This window comes from Aeromonas sp. sia0103 (assembly GCF_963895295.1).
In the GTDB taxonomy this organism is placed as follows: Bacteria; Pseudomonadota; Gammaproteobacteria; order Enterobacterales; family Aeromonadaceae; genus Aeromonas; species Aeromonas encheleia.
Window position 1 is genome coordinate 78,181 of record NZ_CAWQKG010000061.1, and the last position, 13,632, is coordinate 91,812.

Below are 13,632 nucleotides of genomic sequence, written 5' to 3' on the forward strand. Positions count from 1 at the left end.
CCTCATTCGTGAGTCCAAGATGAAACATAACGACAAGCAAGAAAAACTGGCCAAGGCCTTTAAAGCCTTGCTGAAAGAAGAGCGATTCGGCTCCCAGGCAGAGATAGTCACTGCCCTGCAAGAGATGGGCTTCGAGAACATCAACCAATCCAAGGTCTCGCGCATGCTGAGCCGCTTCGGCGCCGTTCGCACCCGCAACGCCAAGATGGAAATGGTCTACTGCCTGCCGGTGGAACTGGGTGTCCCCACCACCTCCAGCCCGCTCAAGAACCTGGTACTGGATGTCGACCACAACGGCGCCCTGGTGGTGATCCACACCAGCCCGGGGGCGGCCCAGCTGATCGCCCGCCTGCTCGATTCCCTCGGCAAGGCCGAAGGCATCCTCGGCACCATCGCCGGTGACGATACCATCTTCATCACCCCGACCAGCGATACCGACATCGAAGAACTTTACCTCTCGGCGCTCGAGCTGTTCGAGCAGACCCCTTAATCAGGAATGCCGCCCCTCTGGCGGCGCCACCTGAACGAAAAATCCCGGCCTAGGCCGGGATTTTTGCTATGGGCGTAGCAACAGGCTTATTTGCCCTGCGCGACCAGGAAGTCTATCGAGGGTGCGAAGAAGGCCGCCCCGGTCACCGCCCTGGTGAAGCGCAGCAGGTGATCGAAGTGGCTGCCCTCCCCCTTGTACATGCTGGCCAGCATGGCATTGAAGTGCTGCGGGGTGCGGCAGCAGGAGATGAAGTAGAGCCCCTGCTCGCGCATGGTGCCCCAGGGCATGCTCTGGCGCAGTATCTCCATGGACTCCCCCTTGGGGGTCTTGAGGTTGACCCGCTTGATGTGGGAGGTCAGCGGCTTGTCGGCCGACTCGTACTCGATGTTGTCGAGCTTGGTGCGGCCTATGATGTCTTCCTGCTCCTTCAGCGCCAGTTTCTCCCAGTCGCTCAGGGCATGGACCCAGCGCTGCACGTGGATGTAGGAGCCGCCGGCGAACTCGCCGCCCTCGAACAGCGCCACCTCGGCCCTGTGCTCACCCTGGGGGTTCTCGGTGCCATCGACGAAGCCGGTCAGATCCCGGCAATCCTGGTTGCGGAAGCCATTGACCTCCTCGGCCAGCTCCACCAGACCGGCCAGCAGCGCCATCACGCGCTGCCCGGCATGGTGCAGCACATCGACCCGGTCGGCGCGCAGCTGCACGAACAGATCGAAGGGGGTATTGGGCGCCTCCTGGCCGTTTGCCGACTGCGCCATGAAGCCGCGGAACTGGGGCGGCCGGGCGACCGGATAGAGCGCATCCCAGCCATCGGCACCCACGGCGACCAGACCGGAGAAACCGGCGGCGGGAAAATCGGCACTCACCGCATCCCACAGGGTGGGCAGCTTGGCCAGGCGGGCGGCCAGCTCGGTTGCATCGCCGGTGCGATTGAACATCAGATAGAGGGCATGCAGATTCGGCTCTGCACAGATCCCGGCTTGGGCTTTCATTTCTCTCTCCAAAGGCATGGGTAAAGGCATGGGTAAAGGCATGGGTAAAGGCATGGGTAAAGGCATGGCGCGATTATAAACCAGAGCGAGTCCAATTCCTTGATTTCACATCGCTATCAGGACGAGAACAGCACCAGCGCATGGGGCGCGACCTCGACCCGCGCCCGCGCGCCCTCGAGGGGCTCGCCGATGCTGGCCTCCAGCACCTGGCCCGCACACTCGACCTGCACCCGGCAGTGATGGCCGAGGAACTGCTGCTCCCGCACCCTCAGCTCGCCATCCTCGGCCGCCGCCAGCACCAGTTGCTGGGGCCTGAGCATCAGCTGCAGCCGCTCGCCCACGGTGTGGCCGTGGGGTTCGCTGCCACGCACCAGCCCCAGCGCGGTCCGCACGCAGTGGCTATCCACCACTTCGGCGTCCAGGTAGTTCACCCCGCCGAGAAACTCCGCCACGAAGCGGTTCTGCGGGCGGCGATAGAGCTGCTCCGGCTGACCGACCTGTTCGATGTGGCCGGCGCGAAACAGCGCCAGCCGATCGGCGAAGGCGAACGCCTCCTCCTTGCTGTGGCTGACGAAGATGGCCCCTATCCCCTGCTGCTTGAGCAGGGTGCGGATCTCGAGGATCAGCTTCATCCGTACCTGGGTGTCGATGTTGGAGAAGGGCTCATCCAACAACATCAGCCGCGGCTTGCACACCAGGGCGCGGGCGATGGCGACCCGCTGCTGCTGACCACCGGAGAGCTGATGGGGGTAGCGATCCCCCAGCCCCTGCAGATTGACCAGCGCCAGCGCCTCGTCCACCTGCTGCTGGCGCGCCGTGCGGCGCTGGTTCGCCAGCCCGAAGCCGACGTTCTCGGCCACCGTCAGGTGCGGGAACAGGGCGTAATCCTGGAAGATCATGCCGATGTTGCGCGCCTCGGGCGGCACGCTCAGGCCGGGTTCGTCCAGCAGGCTGTCGCCGAGCCGGATGCGGCCCTCGGCCAGCGGCAGCAGGCCGGCGATGGCCTTGAGCAGCGTGGTCTTGCCGCAGCCACTGGCCCCCAGCAGGCAGACGATCTCGTTGTCGGCCACCTGCAGGGAGAGCTGCTCCAGCACGTTCTGGCCGTTATAACGGCAGCTTACCTTCTCTACTTGCAAGCAAGACACGGCTCAGTTCCTCTCGTTTCGTGGCCTTCCCCGCCGATGGCCGGGGCGCGCTCATAAATTGTGGTGGCGGGGCTAGTGGCCCGGGCTGTCCAGGCTGCGGTTGACCCAGATCAGCGGCAGCAGCCCCACCAGCACTATGACGATGGCGCCGAGCGCCCCCCGCTCCAGCATCTCGTCCGAGACGAACTGATAGACGTGGGTCGCCAGGGTGTCGAAGTTGAACGGCCGCAGCAACAGGGCGGCGGGCAGCTCCTTCATGGATTCGATGAATACCAGCATGGCGCCGGCGAACAAACCGCGCCGCACCAGCGGCAGATGAACCCGGCGCAGCATGCCGCCAGAGCCCTGCCCCAGGGAGCGGGCCGCCATGTCGAGGCTGGGGGAGATCTTGCCCATGCTGCTCTCCACCGAACCGATGGCGATGGCCACGAAGCGCACCAGGTAGCCAAACACGATGGCGGTGAGGGTACCGGTCAACAGCAGGCCCGGGCCCTGCTGCCCGAGCCACTCGGCCAGATCGTTGATGCCAAAATCGAGCGCCGTCAGCGGCACCAGCACCCCGATGGCGAGCACGGTGCCCGGCATGGCATAGCCCATGGCGGCGATGCGCAGCGGCAGCAGGCTGCGAACGCCCCCATCGAGGCGCCGGAAGAAGCCGAGCAACAGGGCTATCCCCATGGCGAGCAGGGCGGTCAGCGTCGAGATGGTCAGGCTGTTGCCGGCGAAGCGGACGAACTCCGGGGTCCAGGAGAGCTCGAAGTAACGCACCCCGTAATCGAGCAGGATGGCGAACGGCAGCGCGAAGCCCGCCACCACCAGTCCCCAGCACCAGAGCCCGGCCAGCAGGCGAGGCAGCCCCCTGAGCGGATAGCGCAGCGGCGGCTCATGGCCCATGGACTTCTGGAACACCTGCTGGCGCTGGCGGGAGCGGCGCTCGACGGCGATCAGCAGCACCACCGCCAGCAACATCAGGCAGGAGAGGCGGGCGGCGGTGGCCAGGCTGCCGTAGCCGAGCCAGGTGTCGTAAATCGCGGTCGTGAGCGTGTTGATGGCGAAGAAGTGGACGGTGGCGAAGTCCGCCAGGGTCTCCATTGCCACCAGAGAAACGGCGACCATGATGGCGGGGCGGGCCAGCGGCAGGCTGAGGCGGCGAAAACTCTGCCAGGGAGTGCAGCCGAGCAATCGGCTGGAGTGAATGAGGCTGACCGACTGCTCCAAAAACGAAGCACGGGCCAGCAGGTAGACATAGGGGAACAGCACCAGCGCCAGCACCCAGGCGGCCCCGCCGAGGGAGCGGATGGCCGGGAACCAGTAATCGGTGGGGGTGTTCCAGTCAAACAGGGTGCGCAGCCCCGCCTGCAACGGACCCGAGTAATCGAGCAGGTCGGTATAGACGTAGGCCACTATGTAGGAGGGCATGGCCATGGGCAGCATCAGCGCCCACTGCAGGGCGCGGCGCCCCGGCACCTGGCACATGGCCACCAGCCAGGCGGTGGGGACCCCGAACAGCAGGCTGAGCAGCACCACCCCCAGCACCAGGGCCGAGGTGTTGGCGATGTAGTCGAGCAGCACAGTATCGGCGAGGTGGCGAAACAGCTCCCCGTCCGCCGACAGGGCAGAGAAGATCAGGGCGATAACGGGCAAACCCAGCAGCAGGGCGGTGGCCCAGCTGCCGGCAATCCAACCAAAATTTTTCATGGGACCACAGTGATTGATGGGGCCTTTGGCCCCATCTGATTACAAGTCGAACTTCACTTCATCCAGCAACTGCAAGGCATCCTTGCGGTACTTGGCGTATTCGCTGACCGGCATGGCGTCAGACTTGAAACTGCCCCAGGACTTGACCATGGCGGAAGGCTCGACCCCGGCCTTGACCGGATACTCGGCATTCACGTCCGCATAGAGGTGCTGGGCGGTGTCGCCAGAGAGGAACTCCATCAGCTTCTGGGCGGCTTCCTTGTTCTTGGCATACTTGGTCATGGCCACGCCACTCACGTTGACGTGGGCACCGCGGTCGGCCTGATTCGGGAAGTTGATGTAGACCGCATCGGCCCAGGACTTCTGGGCGGGATCCTTGAGCATGGCGCCCAGGTAGTAGCTGTTACCCAGCGACAGATCGCAGATGCCGTCCTTGATGGCCTTGACCTGATCCCGATCGTTGCCCTGCGGCTTGCGCGCCAGGTTGGCCTTGACCCCTTCCAGCCAGGTCTTGGCGTCCACCATGCCGTGATGGGCGATCATGGAGGAGACCAGCGCCACATTGTACTCATGCTTGCCGCTGCGGGTACAAATTTTCCCTTTGTATTCAGGCTTGACCAGATCTTCGTAGCGGATGGTGTCGAGCTTGCCGAGACGATCCTTGCTGGAGTAGATGGCGCGTACCCGGGTGGTCAGGGCGAACCACTTGTTGTCCGGATCCCGATAGATGGACGGGATGTTCTCCTGCAGTATCTTGCTGTCCACCGACTGCACCAGATCCTTGTCCACCAGATCGGTCAGGCGGCTGATGTCGACGGTCAGCATCAGATCGGCCGGGGAGAGTTTGCCTTCCCGCTCCAGACGCTCGTTCAGCCCCTCTTTGGCGAACACCACATTGACCTTGATCCCGGATTCTTTCTCGAACTGCTGGATGATGGGTTTGATCAGCTCATCCTGCCGGTTGGAGTAGACGTTCACTTCAGCGGCGGCAAATGCCGACTGGGCAACCAGGGTAGAGAAAGCCAGTGCCAGCATCTTCATTTTCATCATCCGTTCCTTGAGTTGTGCATCGAGTGATAACAATTTGCGTTTGCATTCTGCATGAGGCACGACGGCGGGATCAAGGTGGTTTACAGAGGTAGGATCACATATTTAACCGACGACCAAAGAAAAAGACCGGATGGAATCCCACCCAGCCTCTCGATGACTTAGAGTCGCGGTCTGATTGGCCATCAAGGCATGGCGTCAGCCTACCTTGGCTGATGTCCGGCCTGGGCCCATGCCTGCTCCGGGAAGAGGATGCGGGATCAGAGCGCCTCGTCGTCGCTCTCGCCGGTACGAATACGCACCGCCTGCAGCAGGTCATAGACGAAGATCTTGCCGTCGCCGATCTTGCCGGTGTAGGCCGCCTTGCAGATAGCCTCTATCACCCCCTCCACGTTGTCGTCGGCGGTGGCGATCTCCAGCTTCACCTTGGGCAGGAAGTCGACCTGGTACTCGGCTCCCCGGTATAATTCGGTGTGCCCCTTCTGGCGGCCAAATCCCTTGACCTCGGACACGGTCAGGCCTTCGACCCCCAGGTTGGCGATGGCCTCGCGCACGTCGTCCAACTTGAAGGGTTTGATAATCGCAGTAATCAGCTTCATCTGGTTGCTCCCAATCCATGGTATGTCATGGATTGGTCATCAATTCTTGTGCCAAGTATTTTTATTGTTTATTTTCATAAAGATAGGCTTTAACCCTTGGGCTGCTAAGACCCAAGATCACCAAGGAAGCGCATCTCGCCCCATAATGAGGCACCAAGCTGCACCAGACTCCCTTGATGCACCAAATGAGAGCATCACCCCATGTTAGTCATCTCCAACAGCGTGATCATTCCCTGGCACGAGCTGCAGTTCCAGACCATGCGCGCCCAGGGCGCCGGCGGTCAGCATGTCAACAAGACGGACTCCGCCGTCTGGTTGCGCTTCGATTACCGCGACTCCCCCAGCCTGCCGGACCTTTACAAGGAGGGGCTGGAGAAGCTGAGCGACAGCCGGGTCCATGACGGCTTCATCCAGATCAGGGTCGAGACCCATCGCAGCCAGGACATGAACCGCAAGGAGGCCATGAGCCGGCTGACCGAGCTGCTGAAGAAGGCCGCCTGGCGCCCCAAGGCCCGCCACGCCACCAAGCCGACCCGCAGCTCCCAGCGCAAGCGGGTCGACGCCAAGAAGCGCAAGGGGGACATCAAGTCGGCCCGCGGCAAACCCGTGCTGGAATGACCTCGACTGCCCACGCCAAGGAATCAACACAGATGAGATACAGCTTCTGCGACAGCGCCCAGGGTCCCCTGCTCGTCGCCATCGACAAGGACGGACTGCGTTATGTGGAGTTTGTGCGGGGTGAGCGGCCCGTGATGCCGGCCCCCGAGTGGCTGCGGGACGATGTCGCGCTCGCCCCCTTCGTCGCACAATTTGAGGCCTACTTCGCCGGCCGCTTGCGGCGCTTCACGCTGCCGCTCGCCGCCAGGGGCACGCCCTTCCAGCAATCGGTGTGGCACGCCCTGTGCGACATCCCCTATGGCGAGACCGTCAGCTACCTCGACATAGCCCGGGCCATCGGCAATCCCAAGGCGGTGCGCGCGGTGGGGGCCGCCAACGGCCAGAACCCCTTGAGCATCATAGTGCCCTGCCACAGGGTCATAGGCCGCAACGGCGAGCTGACCGGCTACGGCGGCGGCATTCCCATCAAGCGCTGGCTATTGGCACTGGAGCAGGAGGGCAGCGGCTTCGAACTGATCCCGCCCGGCGTTTAGCAAAATGAACATAGTATGAAGAATCGCCTCAGAAGGGCTTCAGACAGGGGCTGGCATGATGACCTGACACTTGGATGGTATGGCTCATCCCTCATTCAAGTGGCACCCATGTGACGCTTCCAATCTGTCTTTTCCCCGCGCCTCCTCTGAGGCGCTTTTTTTGTGCCCGAAAACGGCCACGAAAAGGCCCGCCGAAGCGGGCCTTGACCGAAAGTAGCTGATTCTGGGCTCATCAGAGGGCGAGGAACAGACCCGCCAGCGAGGCGCTCATCAGGTTCGCCAGCACCCCCGCCAGGATGGCACGCATGCCGTAACGGGCGATGAAAGCCTTGCGCTCCGGCACCATGGAGCCCAGGCCACCGATGAGGATCGCCATGGAGGAGATGTTGGCGAAACCGCACAGGGCGAAGGTGACTATGGCCTTGCTCGACTCGTTCAGGGTCTGATCCTGCACCAGGGCGATGAAGGCGACGAACTCGTTGATGACGATCTTGGTCCCGATCAGGGCGCCGGCGGCCTGGGCCTGATCCCAGGGTACCCCGATCAGCCAAGAGACGGGGGCGAACAGCCAGCCCAGGATGATCTGGAAGCTCAGCTCCAGCCCGGCCAGATCACCGACCCAGCCCAACAGACCGTTGAGCAGGGCGATCACCCCGACGAAGGCCAGCAGGGTGGCGCCGACCGCCACAGCTATGTTCAGCCCCGCCATGGCGCCGTCGGCCGCCGCCTCGATGACGTTGGTCGCGCGCGGGATCTCCACGTCCTGATGGTTGTCCACCTCATCTGCGGCAGGCGGTACCAGGATCTTGGCCATGGCCAGACCGGCGGGGGCCGACATGAAGGCCGCCGCGATCAGGTATTTCAGCTCGACCCCGATGCTGGCATAACCCACCAGAGTGCCACCGGCCACCGAGGCGAGGCCACAGCTCATCACCGCGAAGAACTGGGAGTCAGACATCTTGGAGAGGTAGGGTTTGACCACCAGCGGCGCCTCCACCATGCCGACGAAGATGTTGGCGGTGGCGGAGAGGCTCTCGGCCCGGCCGGTGCCCAGCAGCTTCTGCAGGCCGCCACCGAGCAGGGCGATGACCCTCGGCATCAGGCCGATGTGGTAAAGGATGGCGATGAGGGCGGAGAAGAAGATGATGACCGGCAGCACGTTGAAGGCGAAGATGAAGCCCAGCTTGAACTTGGCCAGATCGCCGAACAGGAAGGCGATCCCCTCCTGACCGTAGCCGATCACACTGCTGACGCTCTCGCTGACCCCGTTCAGCACATGCTGGCCGGCGGGCAACCAGAGTACCAGGCCGGCGAAGAGCACTTGCAGGCAGAGGGCGAAACCCACTGTTCGCAACGGGATACGACGACGATTATCAGAACAGAGTGCGGCCAGAGCCAGGATACAGAGGATGCCGAGCAGGGCGATCATGGGGATTCCATCAGGTGAGGCAGAAGATGGGCGCGGATTCTGCGCTCCCTGCCCCGTCACTGCAAGCCCACTTGGTTACGACCCTGTTAGCAAAAACGTTTGCACGACACCGGTTGCGGCAACTGGCTGATTTGGCTAGATTTTAGTATCAGCGGAAAGCCAGTGTTTTTATACAGAAACGATCATTCCCCTGTGCCGGACAATTTACCGCCGAGCCAGGGAGCAAGCCGCTGCTCCCAATAGGGGTCTGGGCCGAAGCTCTCCTTGAGAAAGTCGATGAACAGCCGGATCTTCGGATCCAGGTGCTCGCGCCTGACATAGACGGCGTGCACCGCCATCTTCTGGTTCGGCCGCCATTGGGGCAGCAGGGGGATCAGCTGGCCGGACTGCAACTCCTTGTCCAGCAGGTAGTTGGCGACATAGGCGATGCCGAGCCCGGCCAGGGCCGCATCCCGCACCGCCTCCGCCAGATCCACCCGGTAGTTGCCCGCCACCTGCACCGTCTGGCGCTCCTTGCCCTGACGGAACGACCACTCGTGGTAGCGCCGCTCCCGGCTCTGGTAGGTGATGCAGTTGTGCTGGGCCAGATCCTTCGGGTGCAGCGGGGTGCCGTGGCTCAGCAGATAGTCCGGCGAGGCCACCAGCACGAAGCCGATGTCTGCCAGCCGCTGCCCCACCAGCGCCTCCGGCTTGTCCTCGTAGGTGGTGATCCAGAGATCCAGCCCCTCATCCACCAGGTTGGTGCGGTGATCGAACAGGGAGACCTCCAGCTCCAGCTCGGGGTAGCGATCCTGGAACGCCTTGAGGCGCGGTATCACGTGCAGCCGGCCAAAGGACTGACCGACCCCCAGGTGCAGGACGCCACTCACCTTGCCACGCCGCTCCGCCACCATGGAGTCCGCCTCCTGCGCCACCGCCACCAGGGCGCGGCAGTGGCGGGCATACTCCTGGCCGAGTTCGGTCAGGGAGAAGCGGCGGGTGGTGCGCTGCACCAGCTGGGCACCGAGCGCGGCCTCCAGCAGCGCCAGTTGCTTGCTGATGTGGGACTTGGAGACGCCGAGCCGACGCGCGGCGGCGGAGATGCCCTGTTCACGGACCAGGGCATCGAAAATCAGCATTTGAGGGAGGCGTTGCAGCACGGGGTTACCAGATAGAGGATCCTGCCGCCATTATTCCAGAGTAGCCCGGTGAGGCCTAGCGGCCGAGCGCCTGCTTCACCGCGGCCAGCAGGGGATCCGCACCCGGATTCTGGCTGGCGCCATAGCTCGCGATCAGCTTGCCATCGCGCCCGATCAGGTACTTGTGGAAGTTCCAGCCGGGGGCATCGCCACCGGCGGCGGCCGCAAGCCCCTTATACAGGGGGCTGGCATCGGATCCGCGCACGGCGATCCGGTTGAACATGGGAAAGGTCACGCCGTAGTCACGGCGGCAGACGGTGGCGGTCTTGCCCTCATCCCCCGCCTCCTGCCAGAAGTCATTGGACGGAAAACCCAGGATGATCAGCCCCTTATCCTTGTAGCTCTGGTAGAGCGACTCCAGATCCCGGAACTGGCCGCGATAGCCGCAGTAGGAGGCGGTGTTGACCACCAGCACCACCTTGCCCTCGGTCAGTTGGCAGAGGTTGTGGCGCTGGGTGCTGTTGAGCTCCCGTTGCTCCACATTGAAGTAGTCGGGGCAGGCGGCCAGCGCCTGGCCTGCGCCGAGCAATAACAACAGAGTGAACCATTTCATCGGGCAACTCCTTTTGAACAGATGAATAGCATACGTATCCGCCGCGGCTCCGGTTCATTTCATGCTCAGTGCAGCGCTATGCCCGTCAGCCAGCCATGGCCCCAGAAGATGAGCAGCGCCGTGAGCGCCAGCCCCGCCCCCACGCAGATCCCCGTGCCCTGCCAGCTCGCCGCCGGACGCGGTTTCTGCTGCCAGTCCCGCACCGAAATCCAGACGATGCTGACCAGGGCCCATATTCCCACGCCTCCGAACAGCACCAGGGAGCGCGCCTCGCTGTTCACAGTCAAATGAACCCCCGCCCACAGCAGGGTACCGATGAGCTGGGGGTGCACCAGCCAGCGCCGGAAGTGGTTGGCCCCCTGCCCGGCACAGAGCAGGATCAGTGCGACGGGCATCAGCCCCATCGCCAGGGCCGGGCCCCAGGCGGGCAGAAAATAGAGTGGCATGGGGCTGGCGCTGCGCCAGCCAGCGAGGATGCAGGCGATGGCGACGAACACCAGCAGCGAGAAGAGTCCCTTGTAACGCTGCACTCCCAGCCGGTCGCGCAGGCGGGCACGGTGGGCCACGGCGAAGCAGGGATAGAGGTGGATCAGGGTAAATAGCACTACCCCCAGGGTCAGCAAGATCATGGGTTGCTCCTCGCACGTTGCCCCTCAGTATGGGGGGGATCACTATGCCGCAAAGCAGACGGGCAGAATACAAAAACCATATAAAAGACAGCGAGATAATGAAAATGAAAAAAGCCGATCCAGGGATCGGCAAGGTGCGTCAGAGGGTCTGCCAGCAGGCAAGCAACCACATCCGCTACACGGGGCAGAGGGTGGCCGGTGCCCTGCACCGGCCAGAAGAGGGACTAGTTGCGCAGCATATAGAGGGCCGCGACGTTGCGGGCCGTGAGCTGCAGGTTGGTGGTGGCGGTCGCCAGCGCCTCCGGCAGGGACATGGCGCGGTTGACCACGGCAAACACCGCGTCCAGGCCGTGCTCGTGCACCACGCCGTAATCGTCGGTGATACAGCCGGAGATGCCGATCACCGGCTTGCCGAACTGCTTGGCGCAACGCGCCACCCCGATGGGGGTCTTGCCGTGGATGGTCTGGCTGTCGATCCGTCCCTCGCCGGTGATGACCAGATCCGCATCGGCCACCGCCTCGGCCAGCTTCAACGCCTCGATGACGATCTGGATGCCGGGCTTGAGCTCGGCGCCCAGCAGCCCCACCAGGGCGGCGCCCATGCCACCGGCGGCGCCCGCCCCCGGAATGGCCTTCACCTGTTTGCCGAGGGCCTGCTCGATGCAGTCCGCATAGTGGGCCAGATTGGCGTCCAGCTGGGCCACCATCTCCGGGGTCGCCCCCTTCTGCGGGCCGAACACGGCGGAGGCGCCTTTCGGGCCGCACAGCGGGTTGTCCACGTCACAGGCCACCTCGATGGTGAGGCCGGTCAGGCGAGGATCCAGTCCGCTCAGATCGATGCGCGCCAACTCACTCAAGGCCCCGCCGCCCAGGGCGATGGGGCTGCCATCGGCCTTGAGCAGCTGGCCGCCGAGTGCCTGGATCATGCCGGCACCGCCGTCATTGGTGGCGCTGCCACCGATGCCGAGGATGAGGTGGGTCACCCCCATCTCCAGCGCCGCCAGGATCAGCTCACCCGTGCCCCAGCTGGAGGTGAGCAGCGGGTTGCGCCGCTCCGGTGCCACCAGGTGCAGGCCGGAGGCCGCCGCCATCTCGATGATGGCCCGCTCGCCATCCCCCAGCAGGCCGACGAAGCCCTGTACCTTGTTGCCGAGCGGTGCCGTCACTTCGACCGGCAGGATGCGACCGCCAGTGGCGTCGATCAGCGACTGTACCGTGCCCTCGCCGCCATCGGCCATGGGCAGCTTGATGTAGGTGGCGTCGGGCAATATCTGCTTGAAACCGGCCTCGATGGCATCTGCCACCGCCATGGCGCTCAGGCTCTCCTTGAATGAATCTGGTGCGATAACAATTTTCATATCAGTTCCTTAGGCGAGACCAAACACGCCAAACATCAGGGTGGAGACGGCTGCAATGGTCAGACCGACGGCAGTTTCGTAGGGGATGAGCTTCAGACGCTCGCTCACGCCCATGTGGACGCTGCCCCCGGTGGCATGGAAGAAGGAGCCGTGCGGCATGTGGTCAAACACGGTGGCACCGGCGTGGATCATGGCAGCGCCGGCCAGGCTGGTGATACCGAGTTCGATCAGGGTGGAGCTGAACACGTTGGAGGCCACCACGGTACCGGCTGTGGTCGAGGCGGTCGCCAGCGACATCAGGGCACCGGAGATGGGGGCCAGCAGGTAGGAGGGCAGACCGGAGGCGGTCAGGCCGCTGATCAGCACATCTTTCAGGCCGGAGTTGGCGATGATGCCCGCCAGGGTACCGGTGCCCAGCAGCATGATGGCCACCGGCGCCATGCGGGCCAGACCGGAGACCGCAAACTGGTTCACCTTGCTGAACTTGCCCATCATCAGGGCGCCGACCAGGCCGCCGAGCGGCAGGGCGATGAGCGGATCCACGACTATACCGGCCAGCGGGCGCAGGGCCAGCAGCAGGATGGCGACCAGAGGCGCGCTGATGGCGGCCAGGAAGCCGGGCAGCTGGGCACCGTCAAAGCTCACCACCTCGTCGGCGGCGACCTTGCTGCCCTTGTTGTTGAGGCGCTTGGCCAACCAGTAGGCCATCACCAGACCGAACAGGCCCGGGATGATGCCGGCCGCCATCACCGAGGTGAGCGGCAGGTGGAAGGCGTCGGACGCGGCTATGGCGTTCGGGTTGGGGGACATTACGTTGCCCGCCTTGCCGCCACCTATCATGGCCAGCAGGATGGCGGCCTTGGAGAGGTCGGCACGGCGAGCGATGGCCAGGGCGATGGGGGCGACAGTGATGACGGCCACGTCCACGAACACGCCGACCGCGGTCAGGATCAGGGTGGCCAGCGCCAGCGCCAGCAGGGCGCGGGTCTCACCGAGCTTCTTGACGATGGTCTCGGCGATGGTGGTGGCCGCACCGGATTCGATCAGCACGCCGGCCAGCACGCCGGCCGCCAGGATCCGCATCACGGCGGTGGTGATCCCCTGGGCGCCGCCGATCATCAGGGCGACGGTCTGGGTCAGGTCGGCTCCGCCGATCAGGCCACCGGCCAGGGCACCGACGATCATGCCGTAAGCGGGCGGCACCTTCTTCAGGATGAGGAAGATGGCGATGGAGAGCGCAGCGAGAGCACCGAGCGCGGATACAGGGATCATGACGGGCACCTTGAGTGGGAGTAAGTGGTGGCCATTATGGTGATCCCGGGTCGGAAAGCTTTGGCCGAAATGCCAAAGCTTTCGTTTTCAT

Annotated in this window: 14 protein-coding genes; 3 read left to right on the plus strand and 11 right to left on the minus strand. The window is 63.9% G+C overall.

Annotation, left to right across the window (positions count from 1 at the left end; all coding sequences use genetic code 11):
• The first annotated feature begins 19 nt into the window (after positions 1-19).
• Positions 20-490 carry a transcriptional regulator ArgR gene (argR, locus tag AACW18_RS19150; protein ID WP_005308670.1) on the plus strand — a complete coding sequence of 157 codons (471 nt, stop codon included), beginning with the start codon at positions 20-22 and terminating at the stop codon, positions 488-490.
• A gap of 86 nt (positions 491-576) precedes the next feature.
• Here argR and AACW18_RS19155 read toward each other — a convergent pair whose 3' ends face one another.
• The 5 genes from AACW18_RS19155 to glnK all read right to left on the minus strand — a co-directional run bounded on the left by AACW18_RS19155 (position 577) and on the right by glnK (position 5,971).
• Positions 577-1,482, minus strand: coding sequence for a Dyp-type peroxidase (locus AACW18_RS19155; RefSeq protein WP_218389560.1), 906 nt, complete (start codon positions 1,480-1,482; stop codon positions 577-579).
• A 116-nt stretch (positions 1,483-1,598) separates the two neighbouring features.
• On the minus strand, positions 1,599-2,627 hold the full coding sequence (locus AACW18_RS19160; RefSeq protein WP_218389561.1) for an ABC transporter ATP-binding protein: 1,029 nt from the start codon (positions 2,625-2,627) through the stop codon (positions 1,599-1,601).
• A 72-nt stretch (positions 2,628-2,699) separates the two neighbouring features.
• Entirely contained in the window at positions 2,700-4,325 is a 1,626-nt protein-coding gene (locus tag AACW18_RS19165) for an ABC transporter permease (RefSeq protein ID WP_218291178.1), read from the minus strand.
• A gap of 39 nt (positions 4,326-4,364) precedes the next feature.
• Positions 4,365-5,372, minus strand: a complete 1,008-nt coding sequence (locus AACW18_RS19170; protein ID WP_218389562.1) for a Fe(3+) ABC transporter substrate-binding protein — start codon at positions 5,370-5,372, stop codon at positions 4,365-4,367.
• A 260-nt stretch (positions 5,373-5,632) separates the two neighbouring features.
• Positions 5,633-5,971, minus strand: a complete 339-nt coding sequence (gene glnK / locus AACW18_RS19175) for a P-II family nitrogen regulator (RefSeq protein ID WP_011704615.1) — start codon at positions 5,969-5,971, stop codon at positions 5,633-5,635.
• Positions 5,972-6,172: 201 nt separating this feature from the next.
• On the opposite strand from glnK, the gene arfB reads away from it, so the two are divergent.
• Both arfB and AACW18_RS19185 read left to right on the plus strand, forming a co-directional pair.
• Positions 6,173-6,589 carry an alternative ribosome rescue aminoacyl-tRNA hydrolase ArfB gene (gene arfB, locus AACW18_RS19180; RefSeq protein WP_042652102.1) on the plus strand — a complete coding sequence of 139 codons (417 nt, stop codon included), beginning with the start codon at positions 6,173-6,175 and terminating at the stop codon, positions 6,587-6,589.
• 32 nt (positions 6,590-6,621) lie between these two features.
• A complete protein-coding gene (locus AACW18_RS19185) occupies positions 6,622-7,122 on the plus strand; it encodes a methylated-DNA--[protein]-cysteine S-methyltransferase (protein WP_218389563.1) in 501 nt (166 codons plus the stop codon).
• A gap of 232 nt (positions 7,123-7,354) precedes the next feature.
• Here AACW18_RS19185 and AACW18_RS19190 read toward each other — a convergent pair whose 3' ends face one another.
• From AACW18_RS19190 to AACW18_RS19215, 6 genes are all read right to left on the minus strand, one after another.
• Positions 7,355-8,551, minus strand: a complete 1,197-nt coding sequence (locus tag AACW18_RS19190; RefSeq protein WP_218291175.1) for a NupC/NupG family nucleoside CNT transporter — start codon at positions 8,549-8,551, stop codon at positions 7,355-7,357.
• A gap of 182 nt (positions 8,552-8,733) precedes the next feature.
• Positions 8,734-9,669: a LysR family transcriptional regulator gene (locus AACW18_RS19195; protein WP_218328598.1), complete on the minus strand. Its 936-nt coding sequence runs from the start codon at positions 9,667-9,669 to the stop codon at positions 8,734-8,736.
• A gap of 76 nt (positions 9,670-9,745) precedes the next feature.
• Positions 9,746-10,282 (minus strand): glutathione peroxidase, encoded by a 537-nt coding sequence (locus AACW18_RS19200; protein ID WP_042652099.1) that lies wholly within the window; start codon positions 10,280-10,282, stop codon positions 9,746-9,748.
• Between the two features lie 65 nt (positions 10,283-10,347).
• Positions 10,348-10,911 carry an NnrU family protein gene (locus AACW18_RS19205; protein WP_218389564.1) on the minus strand — a complete coding sequence of 188 codons (564 nt, stop codon included), beginning with the start codon at positions 10,909-10,911 and terminating at the stop codon, positions 10,348-10,350.
• A gap of 224 nt (positions 10,912-11,135) precedes the next feature.
• Positions 11,136-12,269 (minus strand): glycerate kinase, encoded by a 1,134-nt coding sequence (locus tag AACW18_RS19210; RefSeq protein ID WP_218328601.1) that lies wholly within the window; start codon positions 12,267-12,269, stop codon positions 11,136-11,138.
• A gap of 9 nt (positions 12,270-12,278) precedes the next feature.
• Positions 12,279-13,541 (minus strand): GntP family permease, encoded by a 1,263-nt coding sequence (locus AACW18_RS19215; RefSeq protein ID WP_033129222.1) that lies wholly within the window; start codon positions 13,539-13,541, stop codon positions 12,279-12,281.
• Positions 13,542-13,632 lie beyond the last annotated feature (91 nt).